The sequence below is a fragment of the Pseudoalteromonas sp. NZS71 genome (assembly GCF_015864715.1).
GTDB classification, from domain to species: Bacteria; Pseudomonadota; Gammaproteobacteria; order Enterobacterales; family Alteromonadaceae; genus Pseudoalteromonas; species Pseudoalteromonas arctica.
The window spans coordinates 38,609-57,552 of record NZ_JADYWS010000030.1 but is presented as its reverse complement, the minus strand read 5'-3'; the positions used below and the strand labels follow the sequence as shown (position 1 = coordinate 57,552).

Genomic DNA, 18,944 nt, shown 5'->3' with positions numbered 1-18,944 from the left:
ACTTGGATTTGAAACGCCTGCAAAATTGATGCAGGATCACTTGGCGGCTAAAGCCGCCTAAACGTTATGCACTTCAGATTTGAATCCGCGTATTTAATTAACCTGAGCTCTGGTTGAGATAGATTTATTATCCAGAGTTCAGGTTAACTAGTTAAAGTGTATAACTAAAACTTAGTTTTGCATTACGCTCTTCCCCTGGCATACCACCTAAAAACATTGCTTTTGAGTAATATTTTTTGTTAAACAAATTATTTAAGTTTAACTGCATATGCCATTTATCCGTTGTATACGATACCGCTGTATCGTAAGTCGTGTAACTTGGTACGTAACCATCAGGAATCGAGAACGAACTTGAATTAGTACTTCTGTTATCTACAAATGTAATACCACCACTTATATTTACAGCTTCAGGTAAGTTAAACATATCCGCGTAGTAGGTTACCCATGTACTTGCTGTTACGTAAGGCACACCTTTTTGGCGTGTGTCGTAACTGCTGCTGTTAGGATTACTTTTGTCACGTGCATCTTGATAAATACCGTTTACGTTTACTTTCCATTTATCATTTAAGTAAGCGTTTAAATCAAGTTCAATACCTGTTGTTTCTTCTTTACCATCATAATAGCTTTCAGGTACATTTGAGCCTGATGTTAAAGCGTCATAAAGCGGATTTGCGTATTCTAAATTAGTACGAGAGCTTTCGAATATAACAACAGAAGCTAGTAGTTGATCATCAAACGCTTTAAATCTAAAACCTAAATCGTTACTCATTGATTCAGAATCTTCTCTGTCTGCTTCATTACCCGCAACTGAGCCTAATACACTATACGCTGTACGGCCTTTTGAATGATTTACAAATACAGATAAATCTTCAGATGGCTGGTACGTTGCACCCAGGTTATACGTTAAGCCTGAATCTGATGTACTCGCTTCAGGTGTAGGCTCTGCACGGCTTGAGCTATAGCGCTCATCTACACCAAAGTGCTCGTAAGTTTGCTCAATTCGGTTATATGCTACACCAATACGCGTTGTAAGCTCTTCAGTAAGATAACCAACATGTTGAATGCCTAAGCCCCATGCTTGTACTTTTTTATTGTAGTCGCTGGTTTTAAGTGGATCGAAGTCATCAAAGCTGCCAGATGGCCAATTTGGTTCTCTTATATCGTAAATATACGGCAATGAACCTTGGTACGTTACATCACCAGCATCGTTTGTGAGTACGTAATCTTGATCCCATATTGAGAATTGTTTAAAACGAATATCTCTATCTTCGTAGTTTGCGTTAACAAGCAATTCGTTATCTACGTCGCCTAACATAAAGTCATAACGTAAATCTAAAAAGTACTGCCATGATTTTTCATCTGCTTCTACTTGGCGGTATTCTTGGCGGCGTGCTGCATACGGGTAAAGTACACCGTCTTCAACTAACGGAGCACGTGGGTCATTATTTATAATTCCATCACGAGTAGAGTAAACGTAGTTATAAGCACCTGTTTGGCGTGCAAAACTTGATGTGTAGTTACGGTACTGTAGCTGCTGGTTTAAAAACAAATCGTCAGTAATGTAATAGTTATGCGTTAATTTAAAACGCAGTTCTTCACCTTCGTTAGCATCAGCCATTGGTGAAATAATACCATTTGTGCCAAAGCTATAAGGTGTTAATCCATCAGATGAAGATAGCGAATTAGCAAGTTGGTCGCGTTGTGCATCACTTAACTGTACGCCGCTTCCTGTCGGATCGTTTACTAAATCGGCACCGGTTACTTCACCCGCGCTTAAACCATTTGCAGTTTCTGCATTGTAAATACGAATAGGGTGACCAATAGAATCAACCGCTATTTCATCTTTTATATATGCTGCAGAAAGCATGATGTTTTGTCTGTCGTTTAGCACGTATTTAAGCGAGGTATAAATTTCGTCGCGATCTTCTTTTAAATCGCGAAAGCCGTCACTTGACGCTGTTTTAGCCATTACACGATAGGCCAAGTCATCTGTTATAGCGTTAGTGCTATCAAACGATAATGAATAGCTATCCCACTGGCCAAGCTCAGCCGATACTTTGTGTTTCTCTTCAAATTCTGGCTTTTTCTCTATTAGGTTAATTACGCCACCCGCACTACCAATGCCATATAAACCTGTTGCTGGGCCTTTTAAAACCTCAACAGATTCAACATTTGTAAGTGAACGAGTTGGGTTAAATGTATTACCCAGGCCTGCACCACCATACATACCATCGTAGGTGTAGTTTGCATCTAAACCACGAATTACTAAGTTATCACCAATACCGTAGTTATTACCTGCTTGTGTTAAACCACTTACGTTTCTAACTAAATCTTGTAGGCTATCTACACCTTGAGATTCAATAAGTTCACGGTCAATAATCACAACCGGTGCAGGTGTTTCCATTAAAGACATGTCTGATTTAGTAGCAAGACCTGAGCTCATCACCACGCGGTTTTGTTTTTCGTATACGCTGATGCGTTCAATATCAGCATCAACTTGTGTATTTTGGGCAAATGCCATATTTGCATTTAAACAAGCAAGAGTAATAAGAGAGTACTTAAACGTTTTCATAGAGTGATAACTATTCGCGTTATTGAATTTGCGCGAATGATAATGGTTATTGTTTTTAAAGTGAATAGAAAGTTCATTTTATTTGATTAAATAAAACTGTTCGAATAATTAATAAACAAAACCAAGCCTAATAAAGGTACGGTGTACATTTTATAGGATATTTGAGATGGGTGAGGGGTTTATTAAGGCTAAGTAAGCTCAGCCTTAATAGCGTGTATTTACAATTGGTTTTTATAAACAACACCTGCTTTCATTACGAAGGGTACTGACTCTAAGGTTTTAATGTTTTTAAGAGGGTTTGCTTTTACAGCAATTATATCAGCTGCAAATCCGGTTTTAATTTGTCCTAACTGAGTATCCATTTTTAATAACTTAGCGCTATTAATCGTGGATGCTTGAATTGCTTGTAGTTCTGTCATGCCAAATTCAACCATTCGGCTAAACTGTTTTGCATTATCTCCGTGCGGGTAAATTGCTGCATCGGTACCGAACACCATTTTAACGCCCGCTTTTACAGCACGGTTAAAGCTATCACGTTGCCTTTTTGATACTTGGCGTTCTTTATTTAGGTTTTCTTCGTCAACACCATTTTGCTCGCCATAAGTTAGCGTGTATTCGGTGTTATAAATATCCATAGAAAGCCAAGTTCCATGCTCTTTGGCAAGGGCTATGGCCTCGTCATCTAAAAAGCTGGCGTGCTCTACGCTATCAACACCTGCTTTAATGGCCGTTTTAATCCCACTTGTACCGTGTGCATGAGCTGCAACAGGTAAATCTCGCATATGGGCTTCATCAACGATGGCTTTCATTTCTTCAAAAGAATACTGCTGTGCACCTACTTTAGTCCCTTTTGAAAATACTCCACCTGTGGCGCAAAACTTAATAGCGTTTGCCCCGTATTTAATGTTTTCGCGTACTTTTATACGCGCAGCCCATGGACCGTCTGCGACGCCACTTGAAGTATATTTAAGCTCAGGAGGTAGGCGGTTGTTATCACAGTGCCCGCCGGTAATTCCGAGTGATGGCCCCGAAGCCCAAATACGAGGGCCAACTATGTCACCCGCATTTATGCCGTCACGCACCGCTATAACGCTGTAACCTTCTGCGCCAACATTACGAACTGTTGTAAATCCGGCTTCTAAGGTTCTTTTAGCAAAATGAGCCGCTTTAATTGCCATTCTAGGAACTGACTGGCCTAAACGTTCACTGCGTGGAACGGTCGGATCGCTTGTTAAATGCACATGCATATCCATTAAACCTGGCATAAGGGTTAAATCAAGTAGTTGAATATGTTCATCATCTTTAGTCAGCGTTGGTTTTTTATTTTGTTCAATGTTTGTAATTACGCCATCATCAATAGTAATCAAGGGCGATTTAATGAGCGTGCCATCTTCCACATTAACCATGGCTTTAGCCGATAGGTATGTAACGGCATGGGCATTAAAAGTAGTTAAACACAGTAAGGCAATAGAGGTGCTGAGTAGTTGTTTTTTCATTTTATTTTTCTTTTAAATCATATTTGAATTAATAGAAATGTAACAAGCTCAGATAAAAGTGCAAATTTAATACGATGAACGCAATCTATCGTAATTACTTTATTAAGTAAGGCTTAATGCGCATAATCAAAAAACGATATTAAAAAGGATTATCATGAAATCAATTAAATTAGCATTAGTTGCCAGTGGCGTTATGTTTGCTTTAAGTGGCTGTATGAATACTGAGCTTAGTACACACACTAATACCAGTGCGCAGTCAAACACCGTTAACGCATCGGCAGGTATTGTTTCAGAGCTTTCGGCAGAGCAACAGCTCGATGTACTTGTTGCACAGTATTACGATGAATCGCTTACATATAGCCCCATCAGCGCAACGTATAATGGTCGTAATGAGTTTAACGATCAATTTACGCCTGTGATTTCAAAAGAAAATAGAGCTAAAAAAGCGGCTTTTTATAAAAAATATCAACAGCGTTTAAACTTTATAGATAAAGCACAGTTAACAGGGCAGTCGCTTTTAAGTTTTGAAATATTAGAGCGCGACCTTGCACTTAAATTAGAAGGCATGCAGTTTCCTGATTATTTACTACCAATTAACCAAATGGCGGGTGCGCATAACACCTTTGCAGGTTTTGGTTCAGGTCAAAGTGCTCAGCCGTTTAATAGCGTTGAAGATTACACGACTTTTATGTCGCGCAGCGAAGGTTTTGTAAAATGGCTAGCTAGTGTAGAGCGTTCAATGGCGCAAGGCATTAAACTAGGTATTACGTTACCAAAACCACTTGCTGAAAAACTGCAGCCACAATTTGCAGCTCATGTAGTTAAAAATGCCGAGGACTCACTATTTTGGGGACCAATTAAAAAATTACCAGAATCGTTTAGCGCACAGCAAAAGCAAAAAATTACAGCGCAGTATCGTGAATTGATTATGCAGCACTTAGTACCGGCTTATAGAAGCATGAGTGACTTTTTAGCTAATCAGTATATTCCTAATAGCCGAGAAAGCGTTGGTTATAGTGACTTACCAAACGGTAAAGCATGGTACGAATACCAAATTAAGAAAAACACGACGCTTAGCTTATCTGCAGATGAAATTCATGACATTGGTTTAAGTGAAGTGTCGCGTATTTTAAGCGAAATGAAAAAAGTAAAAGAAATCGTAGGCTTTAAAGGTGAGTTATCTGAATTTTTTGACCATTTACGCGATTCAGATGAATTTTACTACGACACGCCCGAGGAGTTAATTGCGGCATATGAAAACGTTAAGAAAAAAATAGACGCGCGCTTACCTCTGCTTTTTAACATCGCCCCCAAAGCACCTTACGTTGTAAAAGCTGTTGAAGCATACAGAGCGCAGTCTGCAGCAGGTGCATCATATGCATCTCCGGCGCCTGATGGCTCTCGCCCTGGTATTTTTTATATCAATGCTTATAACTTAAAAGCGCAGCCTAAATTTTTACTCGAAACTTTATCGATTCACGAAGCAGCCCCAGGTCATCACTTTCAAATAGCACTTCAGCAAGAAATAGAGGGCTTACCTGATTTTCGCAAATTTGGTGGTTACACTGTGTTTGCAGAAGGTTGGGCGCTTTATGCAGAAAGCTTAGGCAAAGAGCTAGGTTTATTTACCGACCCTTATATGTGGTACGGACGTTTATCGGATGAGCAATTACGCGCTATGCGTTTAGTGCTTGATACTGGTTTTCATGCAAAAGGGTGGACGCGTCAACAAGGTATAGACTACATGCTTGCAAATTCGTCTATGGCTAAAAGTGACGTAATTGCTGAAGTAGAGCGCTATATAGCATGGCCAGGCCAAGCGCTTTCTTACAAGTTAGGGCAATTTAAAATTCAAGAATTACGTGATTTTTCTAAAAAAGAACTCGGCAATAAATTTGATATTAAAGCGTTCCACACGCAAATATTAATTGATGGCGCATTGCCAATGCCAATCCTTGAGGAAAAAATTAAGCGTTGGGTTAAATCTCAAAGCTAATTTGTAGCGCAAAGCCTGTACTTTGAAAGGGTATTGGCTTTGCGCCATTTACAGCAATACGGTAGAATGCGCGCTCTTTAGGGGGCACGAGTAAACTATGTTTGATCAACAATTAGCAAATACACAATTTTGGCTTAAAAAAAGCTTAAGCGACATGAGTCAAAACGAATGGGAAGCCATTTGTGATGGATGCGGAAAATGTTGTTTAAATACGTTTATTGATAGCGAAGATGAAGACGAATTTACCGCCACCGATCAGTTACGCGAAGGTGAGCAATTAATATTTACTAATATTGTATGTCAGTATCTTGATAACAACACCTGTGGTTGTAGCGAATACGAAAACCGCCAAACGCTTGTTCCTTCTTGTGTAAAACTCACAAAAGAAAACCTTAAAGACATCTTTTTTATGCCACAAAGCTGCAGTTACCGTCGTTTACATGAAGGCCGGGGTTTGGCTTCTTGGCACCCATTATTAAACAGTGGCGATAAAACAAAGATGCATGAGCTAGGTATTTCTGTAAAAGACAAAACAGTAAAAGATTGCGATGTAAAGCTAGACGACTTTGATTTGTACATCGCAGAGTGGCCAACAAAGGACGCTGAGTAATGAGCAAACAACAAGCGGTAATTGGTTTAATCAATCCTAAAAGCCCGACTAATGTTGGCGGTGTATTGCGTGCAGCAGGTTGTTACGATGCCAAACAAGTGTTTTTTACAGGTAATCGTTACTTAAACGCTAAAAAGTTTCATACCGATACTAAGAACGCACTTGAGCGTATCCCTTTAACTGAAACCAATAGTTTAGAAGCGGTAAAACCAGAGGGCGCAACCGTTGTTGTTATTGAGCTTATTGAAGGTGCAACACCTTTACCTGAGTTTAAGCATCCTGAAAATGCGTTCTATGTTTTTGGCCCTGAAGATGGCTCTGTGCCAAAAGACGTTTTAAAGTGGTGTGATGAAGTGGTATATATTCCAACTATTGGCTGCATGAACTTAGCGGCTACCTGTAATGTTGTTTTGTATGATCGCTTAGCTAAATTAGGCGGCGTTGAGAGTAGTGACGATACTATTATTAGCTCACGTGATACAAACAATAAAATGAGGTGGCAAAAAAGCTGATTAGTTAAGGTTTATTTGTGCAAAAATGTTAGTTTTGGCTAAACTTAAAAACACTATAAATCATAAATAGATACTAAAATGCGCTGGTTTTATTTTATATTATTACTGACAAGTAGTAATTGTTTTGCTGAAACATCAGTTGAGTATTATCAAAATGGTACTCAACATGTTTTAACTGGACATTACCACAAATCAGGAGTGCTCTATGAAGCGAAAAACCCCAAACAAACACTCCATTTAGCCACACTCGATTGGCCTCCTTATATTGGTAATAATTTATGTAATAAAGGCTGGGTTTATCAATTTTCAATTGCTCTATTAAATAGTAAGGGCTACAGCGTATATATTGAATTTTTGCCTTGGGCTAGAGCTGTACGAAATGTAGAACTAGGCAAAGCTGATATATTAATGCCTGAATACTTTATAGAAGATACAGCCCCCTCCGATTATGTTACTGGTAAAACACGTCGAGAATTACTCGGTTTATCTAATTCGTTTAAAGGTGGCGAAATTGCATTTTTAAAAAGGAAAGGCGATATAGACCGTTTCACTGGAAACTTAAAATCGCTTAAAGGGCAAAAGATTGGTGTTGTTCGTGGGTATCAAAATACGCCTGAGTTTGATGCCATGATGGACAATGCTGAGTTTGAAGTTATTACCTCTGTTGATGATTTACAGCTTGTTCAGCTTCTGGTTGCTAAACGTGTTGATTTGATTATAGGCGACCCTCAAGTTCTTAAATTCTCTGTAACTTATTCTTCTTTAACTAAACCTGAAAAACAATCTTTGCTTTCTTCCATTGAACAAGAAAGCATTCCTCTGCAATACAACCCTTTATATTTTGCTATTAGTAAGCTTACACCTAAATGGCTTTTAGTATTAGAGGATATAAACGAAGGGCTTTATCAGTTTCATAATAGTGGCGAGATAGACCGTATTATCAATACGACAAATACTCAATGCAAGCCATAAAATTGGAACGTTCCTTTGTTGCGCTGACTAATTTATATATAAACATGTAGAATCGTTTTCAACTTGTTAATGGAGTGAAAACGACGTGAGTGAAATAAATACAAATCAATCATTCGCGGTCAACGAACAGCCAAATAAAAATTATCTGTTTCCACTGACTGCAATGACGACCCTATTTTTTTTATGGGGTTTTATTACTGTTTTAAACGATGTACTAATACCACGATTAAAAGGCGTATTTGATTTAAGCTTTTTTGAAGCGATGCTAGTACAGTTTTGCTTTTTTGGTGCTTATTTTATTGTTTCTATCCCTGCGGGGATTTTAGTTAAGCAGTTTGGTTATAAAAAAGGGATTTTAACTGGTTTAATCGTCGCTTCAATTGGCTGTATGTTGTTTTATCCTGCTGTTGTAGTACATGAGTACTGGCTATTTTTGAGCGCTTTATTTGTACTTGCCGCTGGTGTAACGGTGCTTCAGGTTTCTGCCAATCCTTATGTTGCTGCTCTTGGGAGCGAAAAAACAGCTTCTTCTCGTTTAAATTTGGCACAAGCACTTAATGCGCTTGGTACTACCGTTGGGCCTTATGTAGGTGGTTTATTATTTTTTGGTACAGCAGGTAGTCTAGCTGCTTCTGCAGCAACTGCTGAGTCTGTAAAAGTGCCTTATTTAATGCTTGCTGGTGCCTTATTACTTATCGCTATTATATTTGCCTTTATAAAGCTTCCAGAAATTGAAGCCCATAAAGAGGAAAATAATGCTGCAGTAGAATCTCGTTCATTAACTCAAGCACCGCACTTAACTATGGGTGTACTTGCTATATTTTGTTATGTAGGTGGGGAGGTTGCCATTGGCAGCTTTTTAGTTAACTACTTTGGTGAGGCGCACATAGCAGGACTTGAAGAGCATACTGCGGCTGCACTTATTAGTTATTACTGGGGCGGGGCAATGGTAGGGCGTTTTATTGGCTCTGTATTATTACAAAAAATAGCGCCTTCTAAGGCGATCGCATTTAATGCATTTAGTATTATTGCGCTATTGCTGATCACCATTTTTACTCAAGGTGACGTCGCTTTATATTCAGTATTGGCAATTGGTTTATTTAACTCAATTATGTTCCCGACTATATTTTCAGTTGCAATCGAGCGACTAGGATCATTGACCAGTAAGGGTTCTGGTTGGTTGTGCTTAGCTATTGTAGGTGGTGCACTTGTACCATTACTGCAAGGGTTTATAGCTGACACAGTAAATATACAGCAAAGCTTTTTTGTTCCAATGCTATGTTATGTATTTATTGCATGGTACGGATTAAATGTTGTTCGCTTAGCAAATAAGTGGAAATAACAGACTATACAAGAGTGACTGAATACGTATTCAGTCACTTATAAAGCTACATTTAATAGGAACGTTCCATAAGTAATTAATACGAGTCACAATTTATTTCAATATTAGTCAGTTACCCCCTACAGCCATTTTTTTTTAATCCTTTATCCTTATTTTTATCTAATAACCTAGTCACAAGCCTTATTTATTAGGACATTTAGCTAAATTTTTGCTAAAACTGTATGGATAATAAAGATAAATAATAAAAAGGATGTATATGCTTAACTCGTTAAAATTCACTTCCAAAGTGACTATTGCAGCCTCTTTAATTTTGGTTTTGGTGCTAGGGTTATTTACTTTTAATAACTACATTGCGATGCGCAAGCAAACCGAGCAGCAGTTAAGCCTAGTATTACAACAAAATTCCGAATCTGTTTCACAAAATATAGCGAGTTGGTTAAATGCAAAGTTGGCGATTGTTATATCAATTGCTAAAACCCATAAAGCTAATGATTCTAAAGCACTCACCCTTTCACAATTAAATACTGCAGAGCTTGCCGGAAGCTTTAAAAATACGTATATAGGTAAATCCAGCGGCACGTTTATATTAAACGATCAATCAGTTGTTTTACCTGCTGATTTTGATGCGACCTCTCGCCCTTGGTACAAATTAGTCGAAAACAAATCAAATACCGCTTTTACAACTCCCTATATTGATGTAACAACTAACGAGCTTACAATTTCAGCGGTAGTACCCATGCTACAAAATGGCCAGTTTAGCGGCGTTGCAGGTGCCGATATTGATATGCAAACCGTGACTAAAATTATTAACGATATTGATTTTTTAGGTCTCGGTTATGGTTTTTTACTCGATAACAAAGGTCAAGTGTTAAGCCATCCTAATGCTAAGTTAAACTTAAAAAATACATCAGACATTTTTGGTACTAATACGCCCTTGCAAAGTGAGTTTACCCAATACGAGATAAACGGAGAGTCTAAGCTTATCTCGTTTACAAAAATTAGTGGTATTGAAAACGTAGATTGGTACCTAGGTGTTGTCATAGATAAAGATAAAGCGTATGTCAGCGTTTCTAACTTTGGCCAAACCGCGGCTGTATTTATGGTGATAGGGATCATTACTATCATTATTATGATGCAGCTTTTATTACGCTATTTAATGCAGCCTATGAACCGCTTAAATGATGCCATTAAAGATATAGCACAAGGCGAAGGCGATTTAACAAGGCGCTTAACCGTTGAAAATGATGATGAGTTTGGCGACTTAAGCCATTCATTTAATATTTTCATCGAAAAAATTCAGCATTCAATAGAGCAAGTAAAAGAGTCCACAGAGCAATTAGATACAGCAATTGAGAGCTTGGTATCACAAACACATTCATCGCTGTCTATGTATGATGATCAAAGTAAACGAACCGATAGTGTTGCAGCGGCTATTAACCAGTTTTCAGCTACATCAATGGATATTTCAAATAATGCAGAGAGTGCATCGCAGCTTGCTAAAAATGCAGATGAGCACTCAACACAAAACCAAGAAGCATTAAGTCACAGTGTTACAACCATCCACCAGCTTTCAGCTAATATGGAGAAAGCTCAGCAAACTATAAACAGTTTAAATACGCACACAGCCAGTATTGGGCAAGTGCTTGAAGTTATTAAAGGTGTAAGCGAGCAAACTAATCTATTGGCACTAAATGCAGCAATAGAAGCCGCTAGAGCAGGAGAGGCAGGACGCGGTTTTGCCGTTGTAGCAGATGAAGTACGCCAATTAGCACACCGCACTCAACAATCAACGCAAGAAATTGAAGACACGGTGAGCCAGTTACAAAAAGGCTCAAACCTTGCTGTAGAGCTTATGAAAACAAGCCTTCAAGACAGTGAAAAAAGCGTACAACAAGCAGATGCCGTCGGCAATTTAATGAGCCATGTTATACAAGCTATTAAGCAAATTAACGATGCAAATCATTCTGTAGCCAGTGCAACCGATGAGCAAAACCAAGTTGTTAAGTTATTAGATACTGATATTCAAACAATTAGTGCGCTTTCTATACAAGGCAAGGCTAACTTAAATGACACGCTTAACGAATGTACCAAACTAAAACAGCAGTTTAGTGCCTTAGAAAATATGGTTCAAAAGTTTAAAGTATAAAATTAATGACTAAAAAAAATGTGAATAAACCAAATTGGCTCAGTCTAATAAATATCGACAGTGTTTATAGCTCAGACATGCAACGCAAAGCGTTTTCTTTATTTACCATGATTGGGATATCAATTGTGGTGATTGCTGTATTAGTGTTTTTGAATTATAAGGTTTACTCACCGATACTCACTGCTTCATTAATTATCGTTAACATTACAAATATAAGCTGTTCCATCTACTTTATAAAAACGGGTAATCTTCAAGTAGTGGCATTAATAAGTATGAGCATTGTATGCATGATGTTTGTTGCACTTGTTTATACCGGTGGTAAAGACAACACCGCGCTATATTGGCTAATGTTTTATCCTGTAGTGACGTTTGCATCTTTAGGGGTCAGGTTAGGTGCTTGGTTAGGTTTTACTTTACTGTTTTCTTGTATTGTTATTTTATACGGCCCTGACTTTGGTCAAGTTAGCTATGGCAATGTAGAAAAAACACGGTTTATAGCGTCCTTTTCTATGGTGTTTTTATTCTCATTTATTGGTGAGTATTTTAGGCATAAAAGCCACATGGCTATTGCCGATATTACACTAGAGCAAAAACAAGATGCTTATACCGACCCCCTTACTGGTATAGCAAACAGACGTTTCATTACCTCTCATTTTTTAAAGCTTGCCCAAACACGCCCAGAGCAGTACTTACCTTTTTCAATTTTGTTAATTGATTTAGATAACTTCAAGTCTTTAAACGATACGCATGGTCACGATTTTGGTGATACGGTATTGATTGAATTTACCAAGCTCCTTGAATCTCAGTTTTTGGCAACTGCGTTAAAGGCCCGTTATGGCGGTGAGGAGTTTGTTGTTATTTTACCGCAGGTTACTGTTTCTACAGCCACTGTAATAGCAAACAAATTTCGAGAGGCTGTTGCAGGGCACGTTATATTTACTGATGACAAGCAGCGTATTTCAATCACCTGTAGTATTGGTATTTCCCAAGTAAATAAAGTAACTGATTATGATGATTCGTTAAAACAAGCTGATGAAGCTCTTTATAGTGCAAAGGCTGCTGGTCGTAATAGTGTCGTCTCGAACTAGTTGAAGGATTAATATGTCTCAAAGTAAATTAATATATGTTCATGACCCAATGTGTAGCTGGTGTTGGGGTTACTCACCAACCTGGCTTAAGCTAAAATCAGAGCTTGCTGGTAAAGTAGCAATTGAATATAAAGTAGGTGGATTAGCACCTGATAGCCAAGACCCAATGCCACAAAATATGAAAGAGATGCTTGAGGGGACTTGGCATAAAATTTCAGCGCAGTTAGGTACGCAATTTAATTATAACTTTTGGCGCGATTGCCAGCCAAGGCGTTCAACGTATCCCGCATGTAGAGCCGCACTTATAGCGCGCAAAGCAGATAAAGAAGCTCAAATGGTGGCTGCAATTCAAAATGCTTATTACCTAAATGCGCAAAACCCGTCTGATGAAAGTACATTAATTAGTTTGGCTGAAAAAATTGGCTTAGACAAAAATGAGTTTACCGCGCAGCTAATGTCAAGCGAGCTTAATGATGAATTTAATGCTGAGTTATCCTTTGTTCGTACACTACCAATCCAAGGTTTTCCCTCACTAGTGCTTATTAAAGGTAACAAAGCATACCCAATTGAAATAAATTACACTGATTGGCACTATTCTCTTAATCAAATTAATTCAATTTTAAAATAACCCAGCCTGTTTATAGGGCATTTGGTTAACAAATGCTCTTATCATCTTAAAAACCCCCTCGTAAGTCTTAATTATTACCACTGTCATAAAAGCGACTTTTTTGCGCAACATCCTTGTCATGTTTCATCTATAAACTCCTGCTCATTGAAATTATTAAGTCATAAATTATTTATATAACAAAGTTTATGACCTAAAAAAACAAACTAGCAAATCCGCTAACTAACGAGTAAAGGTGTATGCGATGAAAGGCGTTAAACCATTAATCTTAGCTGGTATTGTGGCCGCAAGTGCAGCAGTACACGCAAACGATTTAGATAAGGTTATTGATAAAAGCAGTGAAATTAATAAATCAGCTGCGCAATCACAAACAAAAATAGACAAGATTGCAGATTCAATGCAAGGACGTTTACAGCAATTTAAAACCCTCAATAAAGAAATTGACGGTTTAGCTGTTTACAACGCTCAGCTAACTAAACAGTTAAATAATCAAGTAGAAGAGATGGAATCTTTAAACCTGTCTATGGATCAGGTTTCTATTATTGAACGTCAAATTACACCTTTAATGATGCGTATGATCACAGGCCTTGAGCAGTTTGTATCACTCGACGTGCCATTTCTACAAGACGAGCGAGCAAAACGTTTAGCCTCATTAAAAACTATGATGGATCGCGCTGATATCACCTCAAGCGAGAAATTTCGCCGTGTTCTAGAAGCTTATCAAGTGGAAGTTGATTACGGGCGTACCATTGAAGCATATACCGCTCTATTAGAAGTCAGTGGTAAAGAGCGAGAAGTAGACTTTTTACGCATTGGTCGTTTAGAGCTTATTTATTTAACGCGAGATGGCAAGCAAGCAGGTAGTTGGGATACAGACACAAAAACGTTTGTAGCGCTTCCTGACTCTACTATAAGCCAAATTAACAAAGGTCTTCGCATAGCGCGTAAGCAACTTGCCCCAGATATGTTAACTCTGCCAGTACACGCAGCAGAATAAGAGGTTAAAAATGAAATTGTTTACTCAAATGACAAAAACGGCTCTTTTTGCTGCAAGTCTTACATTAAGCCTAGGTTTTACAGGTAATAGTATCGCGGCAGAGTCAATGAATCTTGACTCGTTACTTAAATCAATTGAAGACGGGAAATCGGTTCAAAGCGCACAAAACAAACAACGAGAGCAAGAATTTACCTCGCGTCAAAACCAACAAGTGCAAATGCTAAAAGATACACAAGCAAAACGCAGTCAAATGCTTGGTGAGTCAGAGCGATTAGAAACACAGTTTGAAGAAAACGAAGTTAAGCTTGCTAATTTAACCGACACTTTATCAAAGCGTATGGGATCACTTAAAGAACTATATGGCGTTCTTCAGCAAGTTGCTGGTGATTCAAGCAATAAATTTGCAACATCGGTTGTATCGGCAGAAATTCCGGGGCGAAGTGCTTTTATGGACGATCTCGCTCAAAAAATGGGCTCAACATCAAAGCTTGCTTCAATCGACGATATTGAAAAAGTGTGGTACGAGCTGCAACGCGAAATGACCGAGCAAGGCAAAGTAAGTCGCTTTAATACTACGGTTATAGTCGAAGGTGGTAATAAAGCACAGCAAGAAGTTGTTCGCGTAGGTGCTTTTAACCTTATATCGGGCGGTAAATATTTAGAATACAACCCAGGTACGAATACACTAAGCGAACTAACTCGCCAACCAGTATCGCGCTACACATCAACAGCGGGCGATTTACAAGAAGCTAAAACAGGTGTTGTGCAGTTTGCACTTGACCCAACAGGTGGTTCAATTTTAGGTTTACTCGTTCAAGCCCCAGATACTGCAGAGCAAGTACATCAAGGTGGCGCTGTTGGTTACGTAATCTTAGGTGTAGGTTTACTTGCATTATTAATTGCAATTGAGCGTTTTGTATCGCTATTACTTGTTGGTGGGAAAATTCGCCGCCAGCTAAAAGACAGCGTAGCGAGAGATGACAATCCACTAGGTCGTGTTATGAAAGTTAAAGATGACTACCCAAATGTTGCCTACGACACGTTAGAGCTTAAATTAAGCGAAGCTATTTTACGCGAAATGCCAAAAATTACGCGTAACTTAACACTTATCAAAATTATATCGGTAGTTGCACCGCTATTAGGTTTACTTGGTACGGTAACCGGTATGATCAATACCTTCCAAGCAATTACACTATTTGGTACTGGCGACCCTAAACTAATGGCTGGTGGTATTTCTCAAGCACTAGTAACAACCGTATTAGGCTTAGTTGTTGCAATACCAACCGTATTTATTTACACGCTACTTAATACTCGCTCAAAAGGTTTACTGCTTATATTACAAGAGCAAAGCGCCGGTATTATTGCAGAGCGAAGTGAGAAAGGAGAATAAGCCATGGTGCTATTGATTGACTCAATCAATGCTATCCGTGATTTTCTCGACACTGGTGGCCAAGTTCTCTTGGTCATTGGGGTGTTAATCTTCGCGATGTGGTTATTGATACTCGAGCGATTTATTTATTTTTTTAATGGTTTTCGTGGTTATAAAAAAGACGCTAAAAGCACATGGAGTTCTCGCTGTGAGCGTAACAGCTGGAATGCAGAGCAAATTCGTCAAGCGATGATCTCGCGTGCAAGTATGCGCCTAAATACTAATTTACCGCTTATTAACGTAATGGTTGCGTTATGCCCGTTACTTGGCTTATTGGGCACAGTAACAGGAATGATTGAAGTATTTGATGTGATGGCAATTACAGGCACAGGCAGTGCGCGCTCAATGGCATCGGGTGTATCTAAAGCAACTATTCCAACAATGGCGGGTATGGTAGGTGCGTTATCGGGTGTATTTGCATCAACGTATTTACAACGCAAAGCTAAGCGAGAAGTAGAGCTACTACAAGACAGCATGGTTTTAGACCATTAAGCAAAATTTTGATAAGCGGCCCATTTAAAGCCGTTCATCCTAGGAGAATAAAAAATGAGAGCCCCTTTAGGTAATTTAATGCAAGAAGACGAAGCTGAAGAAATAAACATGACACCTATGTTAGATGTTGTATTTATCATGCTTATTTTCTTTATTGTTACAGCCTCGTTTGTAAAAGAATCGGGTATTGACGTAAACCGCCCTGAAGCAGCAACAGCTGTTAAAAAAGAACGTGCAAACATATTAGTGGCGATTTCTGACACGGGTGAAATTTGGATTAACAAACGTCAAATTGATATACGTGCAGTGCAAGCCAATATTGAGCGTTTAAAAGCTGAAAACCCGCAAGGTAGTGTTGTTATTCAAGCTGACAAAAAATCAACAACCGATACTTTAATAAAAGTAATGGATGCAGCACGCGCAGCAGGTGTGTTTGATGTGTCGATTGCGGCTCAAGAAGCATAAGGGCAGGCAATGCGTTATTTAGTAGCATTAGTAATAGCCGGTGTAGTGACCTTTATGTTGTTTTTAGGCATGCAGGCACTTATTACTGGTGGCGAAGGTGTAATGAGTGAACCCGCCAAGGGTAATGTTCTTGATTTTGTAAGGCTTAAAAAAGAAGAAAGCGTGCAAAAAAAAGAACGCAAACCACAAAAACCACCAACGCCTAAAGAGCCACCTCCGCCAATGGAATCGCCGCAAATGCAAAATAGCGACGCGACTGCGAACGCTAATAACTTCGACTTTGGCGCCAATGTGGATGCAGATGTAAATTTAGCCGGTGGTTTAGCGCTTGAAACAAGTGATGGTGAGTATTTACCTATTGTTAAAGTGGCGCCTGTTTATCCTCGTCGCGCATTATCACGTGGCATTGAAGGCTACGTTATTGTTGAATTTACAGTAACTAAGCAAGGTACGGTGCGAGACCCACAAGTGATTAAAGCAGAGCCTGAGTCTCTCTTTGATAGAGCGGCGATGGATGCAGCCCTTAAATTTAAATATAAACCGCGCGTAGTAAATGGTGAAGCCGTTGAAGTTGCGGGTGTTCAGAACAAAATATCTTTCCAAATTAGCGGTTAATTTAGTAATTAACCACGAGTAAACGGACAGAAATGCGAGGCGATTATGAAATTACTACCTATAGCTAAATTTTTAAAATTAACACTATTTTGTACTGCTGCGATCAGTACAAGTATTGTTGCACCAAGTGCCCTAAGCCTAATACCAGGGTTAAATGTAGCTACGGCATATGCAGAGCAAGAGCAAAAAACAAAACGTGTACCAGCGCTTCGCGAAAAGGTCTACAGCCAACTCGCACGTGCACAAAAACTCGCTGATGATGGCGATGTTAAAGCAGGCCTTGAAGCGCTTGATAGCATTCAAGAGCGAGCTTCGAGCATGAACTCGTACGAAATTGCGATGATGCATAATTTTTATGGGTTTATTTATTACAACGAAAACTATTTACCAAAAGCGATAGCTTCGTTTGAAAAGGTCGTAGCAGAGGAAGCCATTCCTGAGTCGCTTCGTTTAAGCACTACGTTTAGTTTGGCGCAATTAGCTATGGCTAATAGTGATTACACTAAAGTTATCGCATTTTTAGATGACTGGGACAGTATTAACACTAAGCCTAAAACAGAAGGCTATTACTTGTTAAGGGCTCAAACATACTATCAGTTAAAGGATTATAAAAAAGGGCTTGAGTACATATCTCAAGTAATTGCTTTAAGCGACAGCGAAGGCAAAATCCCTAAGGAAAACTGGTTAGTACTACAGCGTGCAATGTATTACTCACTTAATCAAACTGACAAAGTTGTTGAAGTACTTGAGCGCATGGTAAAGCTTTATAACAAGCCTGAGTATTGGGTACAGTTATCGGGTATGTATGGTGAAACAGGGCAAGAAAAGCAGCAGTTGGCGGTAATTGAAGCGGCTTATCAGCAAGGATTTTTAACCTCTAAGTCTGATTTACGTCAATTAGCGCAAGTGTATTTATATAACGGCTTAGCATTTAAAGCCGCAGACGTTATGAGCGATGCGATTGAAAAAGGGATTGCAGAGCAAAACGCTAAAAACTATGCCTTTGTAGCTGAGGCGATGATTCAAGCAAAAGAAGACGAAAAATCAATAAAATACTTTGTGAAAGCAGCCGATTTATCACCCAGTGGTAAGTATGATCAACGATTAGCTGAAGTATATGTTAATACTGAGCAATATGAAGAAGCGGCCGACGCAGCGCGTAAAGCACTTAATAAAGGCTCACTTGATTTTGAATCAAATGCATTTGTAGCCTTGGGTATGGCTCAGTACAACTTACAAAATTTTGATGCCTCAATTTTAGCGTTTGAACAAGCCGAAAAACATAAAAAATCACAGCGTTTAGCGCAGCAATGGATTAAATATGTAAAGCGCGAAAAAGTGCATGCAGAAACATTAAGAACGGCACTGCTTTAAGCTTTAGTAATAACGTTTAAATATAATTTCATAATCGCAAATCCAAACCACACTATTTTTAGTGTGGTTTTTTTATGTTTTTAATAAATTAACCACTTGAATTTTATGTAAATAACTTTGTCATCTTATGTTTATTAAAGTGTAACTGTAATGTCATATAGCTACCGTAAGGTAGGCGCTGCTGATAACTCAAGTGACCTTAAAGCATTACTT

16 protein-coding genes are annotated in these 18,944 nt (G+C 38.7%); 14 read left to right on the top strand and 2 right to left on the bottom strand.

Annotated elements, in window-relative coordinates:
• Window positions 1-151: 151 nt before the first annotated feature.
• Both I6E85_RS17430 and I6E85_RS17425 read right to left on the bottom strand, forming a co-directional pair.
• A complete protein-coding gene (locus tag I6E85_RS17430) occupies window positions 152-2,572 on the bottom strand; it encodes a TonB-dependent siderophore receptor (RefSeq protein ID WP_024591054.1) in 2,421 nt (806 codons plus the stop codon).
• 218 nt (window positions 2,573-2,790) lie between these two features.
• Window positions 2,791-4,068 carry an amidohydrolase family protein gene (locus tag I6E85_RS17425; RefSeq protein ID WP_197237186.1) on the bottom strand — a complete coding sequence of 426 codons (1,278 nt, stop codon included), beginning with the start codon at window positions 4,066-4,068 and terminating at the stop codon, window positions 2,791-2,793.
• Between the two features lie 154 nt (window positions 4,069-4,222).
• Between I6E85_RS17425 and I6E85_RS17420 the strand changes: the two genes are divergently transcribed.
• The 14 genes from I6E85_RS17420 to I6E85_RS17355 all read left to right on the top strand — a co-directional run bounded on the left by I6E85_RS17420 (window position 4,223) and on the right by I6E85_RS17355 (window position 18,731).
• Window positions 4,223-6,064 carry a DUF885 family protein gene (locus I6E85_RS17420; protein ID WP_197237185.1) on the top strand — a complete coding sequence of 614 codons (1,842 nt, stop codon included), beginning with the start codon at window positions 4,223-4,225 and terminating at the stop codon, window positions 6,062-6,064.
• Window positions 6,065-6,161: 97 nt separating this feature from the next.
• Complete coding sequence (locus I6E85_RS17415) at window positions 6,162-6,674, top strand: YcgN family cysteine cluster protein (protein ID WP_024591051.1); 513 nt, start codon at window positions 6,162-6,164, stop codon at window positions 6,672-6,674.
• A complete protein-coding gene (locus tag I6E85_RS17410) occupies window positions 6,674-7,186 on the top strand; it encodes an RNA methyltransferase (protein WP_007583259.1) in 513 nt (170 codons plus the stop codon). Before I6E85_RS17415 ends, I6E85_RS17410 begins: the two co-directional genes overlap by 1 nt.
• Before the next feature lie 78 nt (window positions 7,187-7,264).
• Window positions 7,265-8,158: an ABC transporter substrate-binding protein gene (locus I6E85_RS17405; RefSeq protein WP_197237184.1), complete on the top strand. Its 894-nt coding sequence runs from the start codon at window positions 7,265-7,267 to the stop codon at window positions 8,156-8,158.
• A gap of 85 nt (window positions 8,159-8,243) precedes the next feature.
• A complete protein-coding gene (locus tag I6E85_RS17400; protein ID WP_007583255.1) occupies window positions 8,244-9,500 on the top strand; it encodes a sugar MFS transporter in 1,257 nt (418 codons plus the stop codon).
• A gap of 256 nt (window positions 9,501-9,756) precedes the next feature.
• Window positions 9,757-11,646, top strand: a complete 1,890-nt coding sequence (locus I6E85_RS17395; RefSeq protein WP_024591048.1) for a methyl-accepting chemotaxis protein — start codon at window positions 9,757-9,759, stop codon at window positions 11,644-11,646.
• Window positions 11,647-11,651: 5 nt separating this feature from the next.
• Window positions 11,652-12,734 (top strand): GGDEF domain-containing protein, encoded by a 1,083-nt coding sequence (locus I6E85_RS17390; protein WP_101163502.1) that lies wholly within the window; start codon window positions 11,652-11,654, stop codon window positions 12,732-12,734.
• A gap of 13 nt (window positions 12,735-12,747) precedes the next feature.
• Window positions 12,748-13,362 carry a DsbA family protein gene (locus tag I6E85_RS17385; RefSeq protein ID WP_024608111.1) on the top strand — a complete coding sequence of 205 codons (615 nt, stop codon included), beginning with the start codon at window positions 12,748-12,750 and terminating at the stop codon, window positions 13,360-13,362.
• Between the two features lie 241 nt (window positions 13,363-13,603).
• Complete coding sequence (locus tag I6E85_RS17380) at window positions 13,604-14,356, top strand: DUF3450 domain-containing protein (RefSeq protein ID WP_024591045.1); 753 nt, start codon at window positions 13,604-13,606, stop codon at window positions 14,354-14,356.
• Between the two features lie 10 nt (window positions 14,357-14,366).
• A complete protein-coding gene (locus tag I6E85_RS17375; RefSeq protein ID WP_024591044.1) occupies window positions 14,367-15,746 on the top strand; it encodes a MotA/TolQ/ExbB proton channel family protein in 1,380 nt (459 codons plus the stop codon).
• A gap of 3 nt (window positions 15,747-15,749) precedes the next feature.
• Entirely contained in the window at window positions 15,750-16,277 is a 528-nt protein-coding gene (locus tag I6E85_RS17370) for a MotA/TolQ/ExbB proton channel family protein (RefSeq protein ID WP_024591043.1), read from the top strand.
• A gap of 54 nt (window positions 16,278-16,331) precedes the next feature.
• Window positions 16,332-16,742: a biopolymer transporter ExbD gene (locus I6E85_RS17365; RefSeq protein WP_024591042.1), complete on the top strand. Its 411-nt coding sequence runs from the start codon at window positions 16,332-16,334 to the stop codon at window positions 16,740-16,742.
• Window positions 16,743-16,751: 9 nt separating this feature from the next.
• Window positions 16,752-17,357: an energy transducer TonB gene (locus I6E85_RS17360; protein WP_024591041.1), complete on the top strand. Its 606-nt coding sequence runs from the start codon at window positions 16,752-16,754 to the stop codon at window positions 17,355-17,357.
• Window positions 17,358-17,402: 45 nt separating this feature from the next.
• Window positions 17,403-18,731 (top strand): lipopolysaccharide assembly protein LapB, encoded by a 1,329-nt coding sequence (locus tag I6E85_RS17355; RefSeq protein ID WP_024591040.1) that lies wholly within the window; start codon window positions 17,403-17,405, stop codon window positions 18,729-18,731.
• Window positions 18,732-18,944 lie beyond the last annotated feature (213 nt).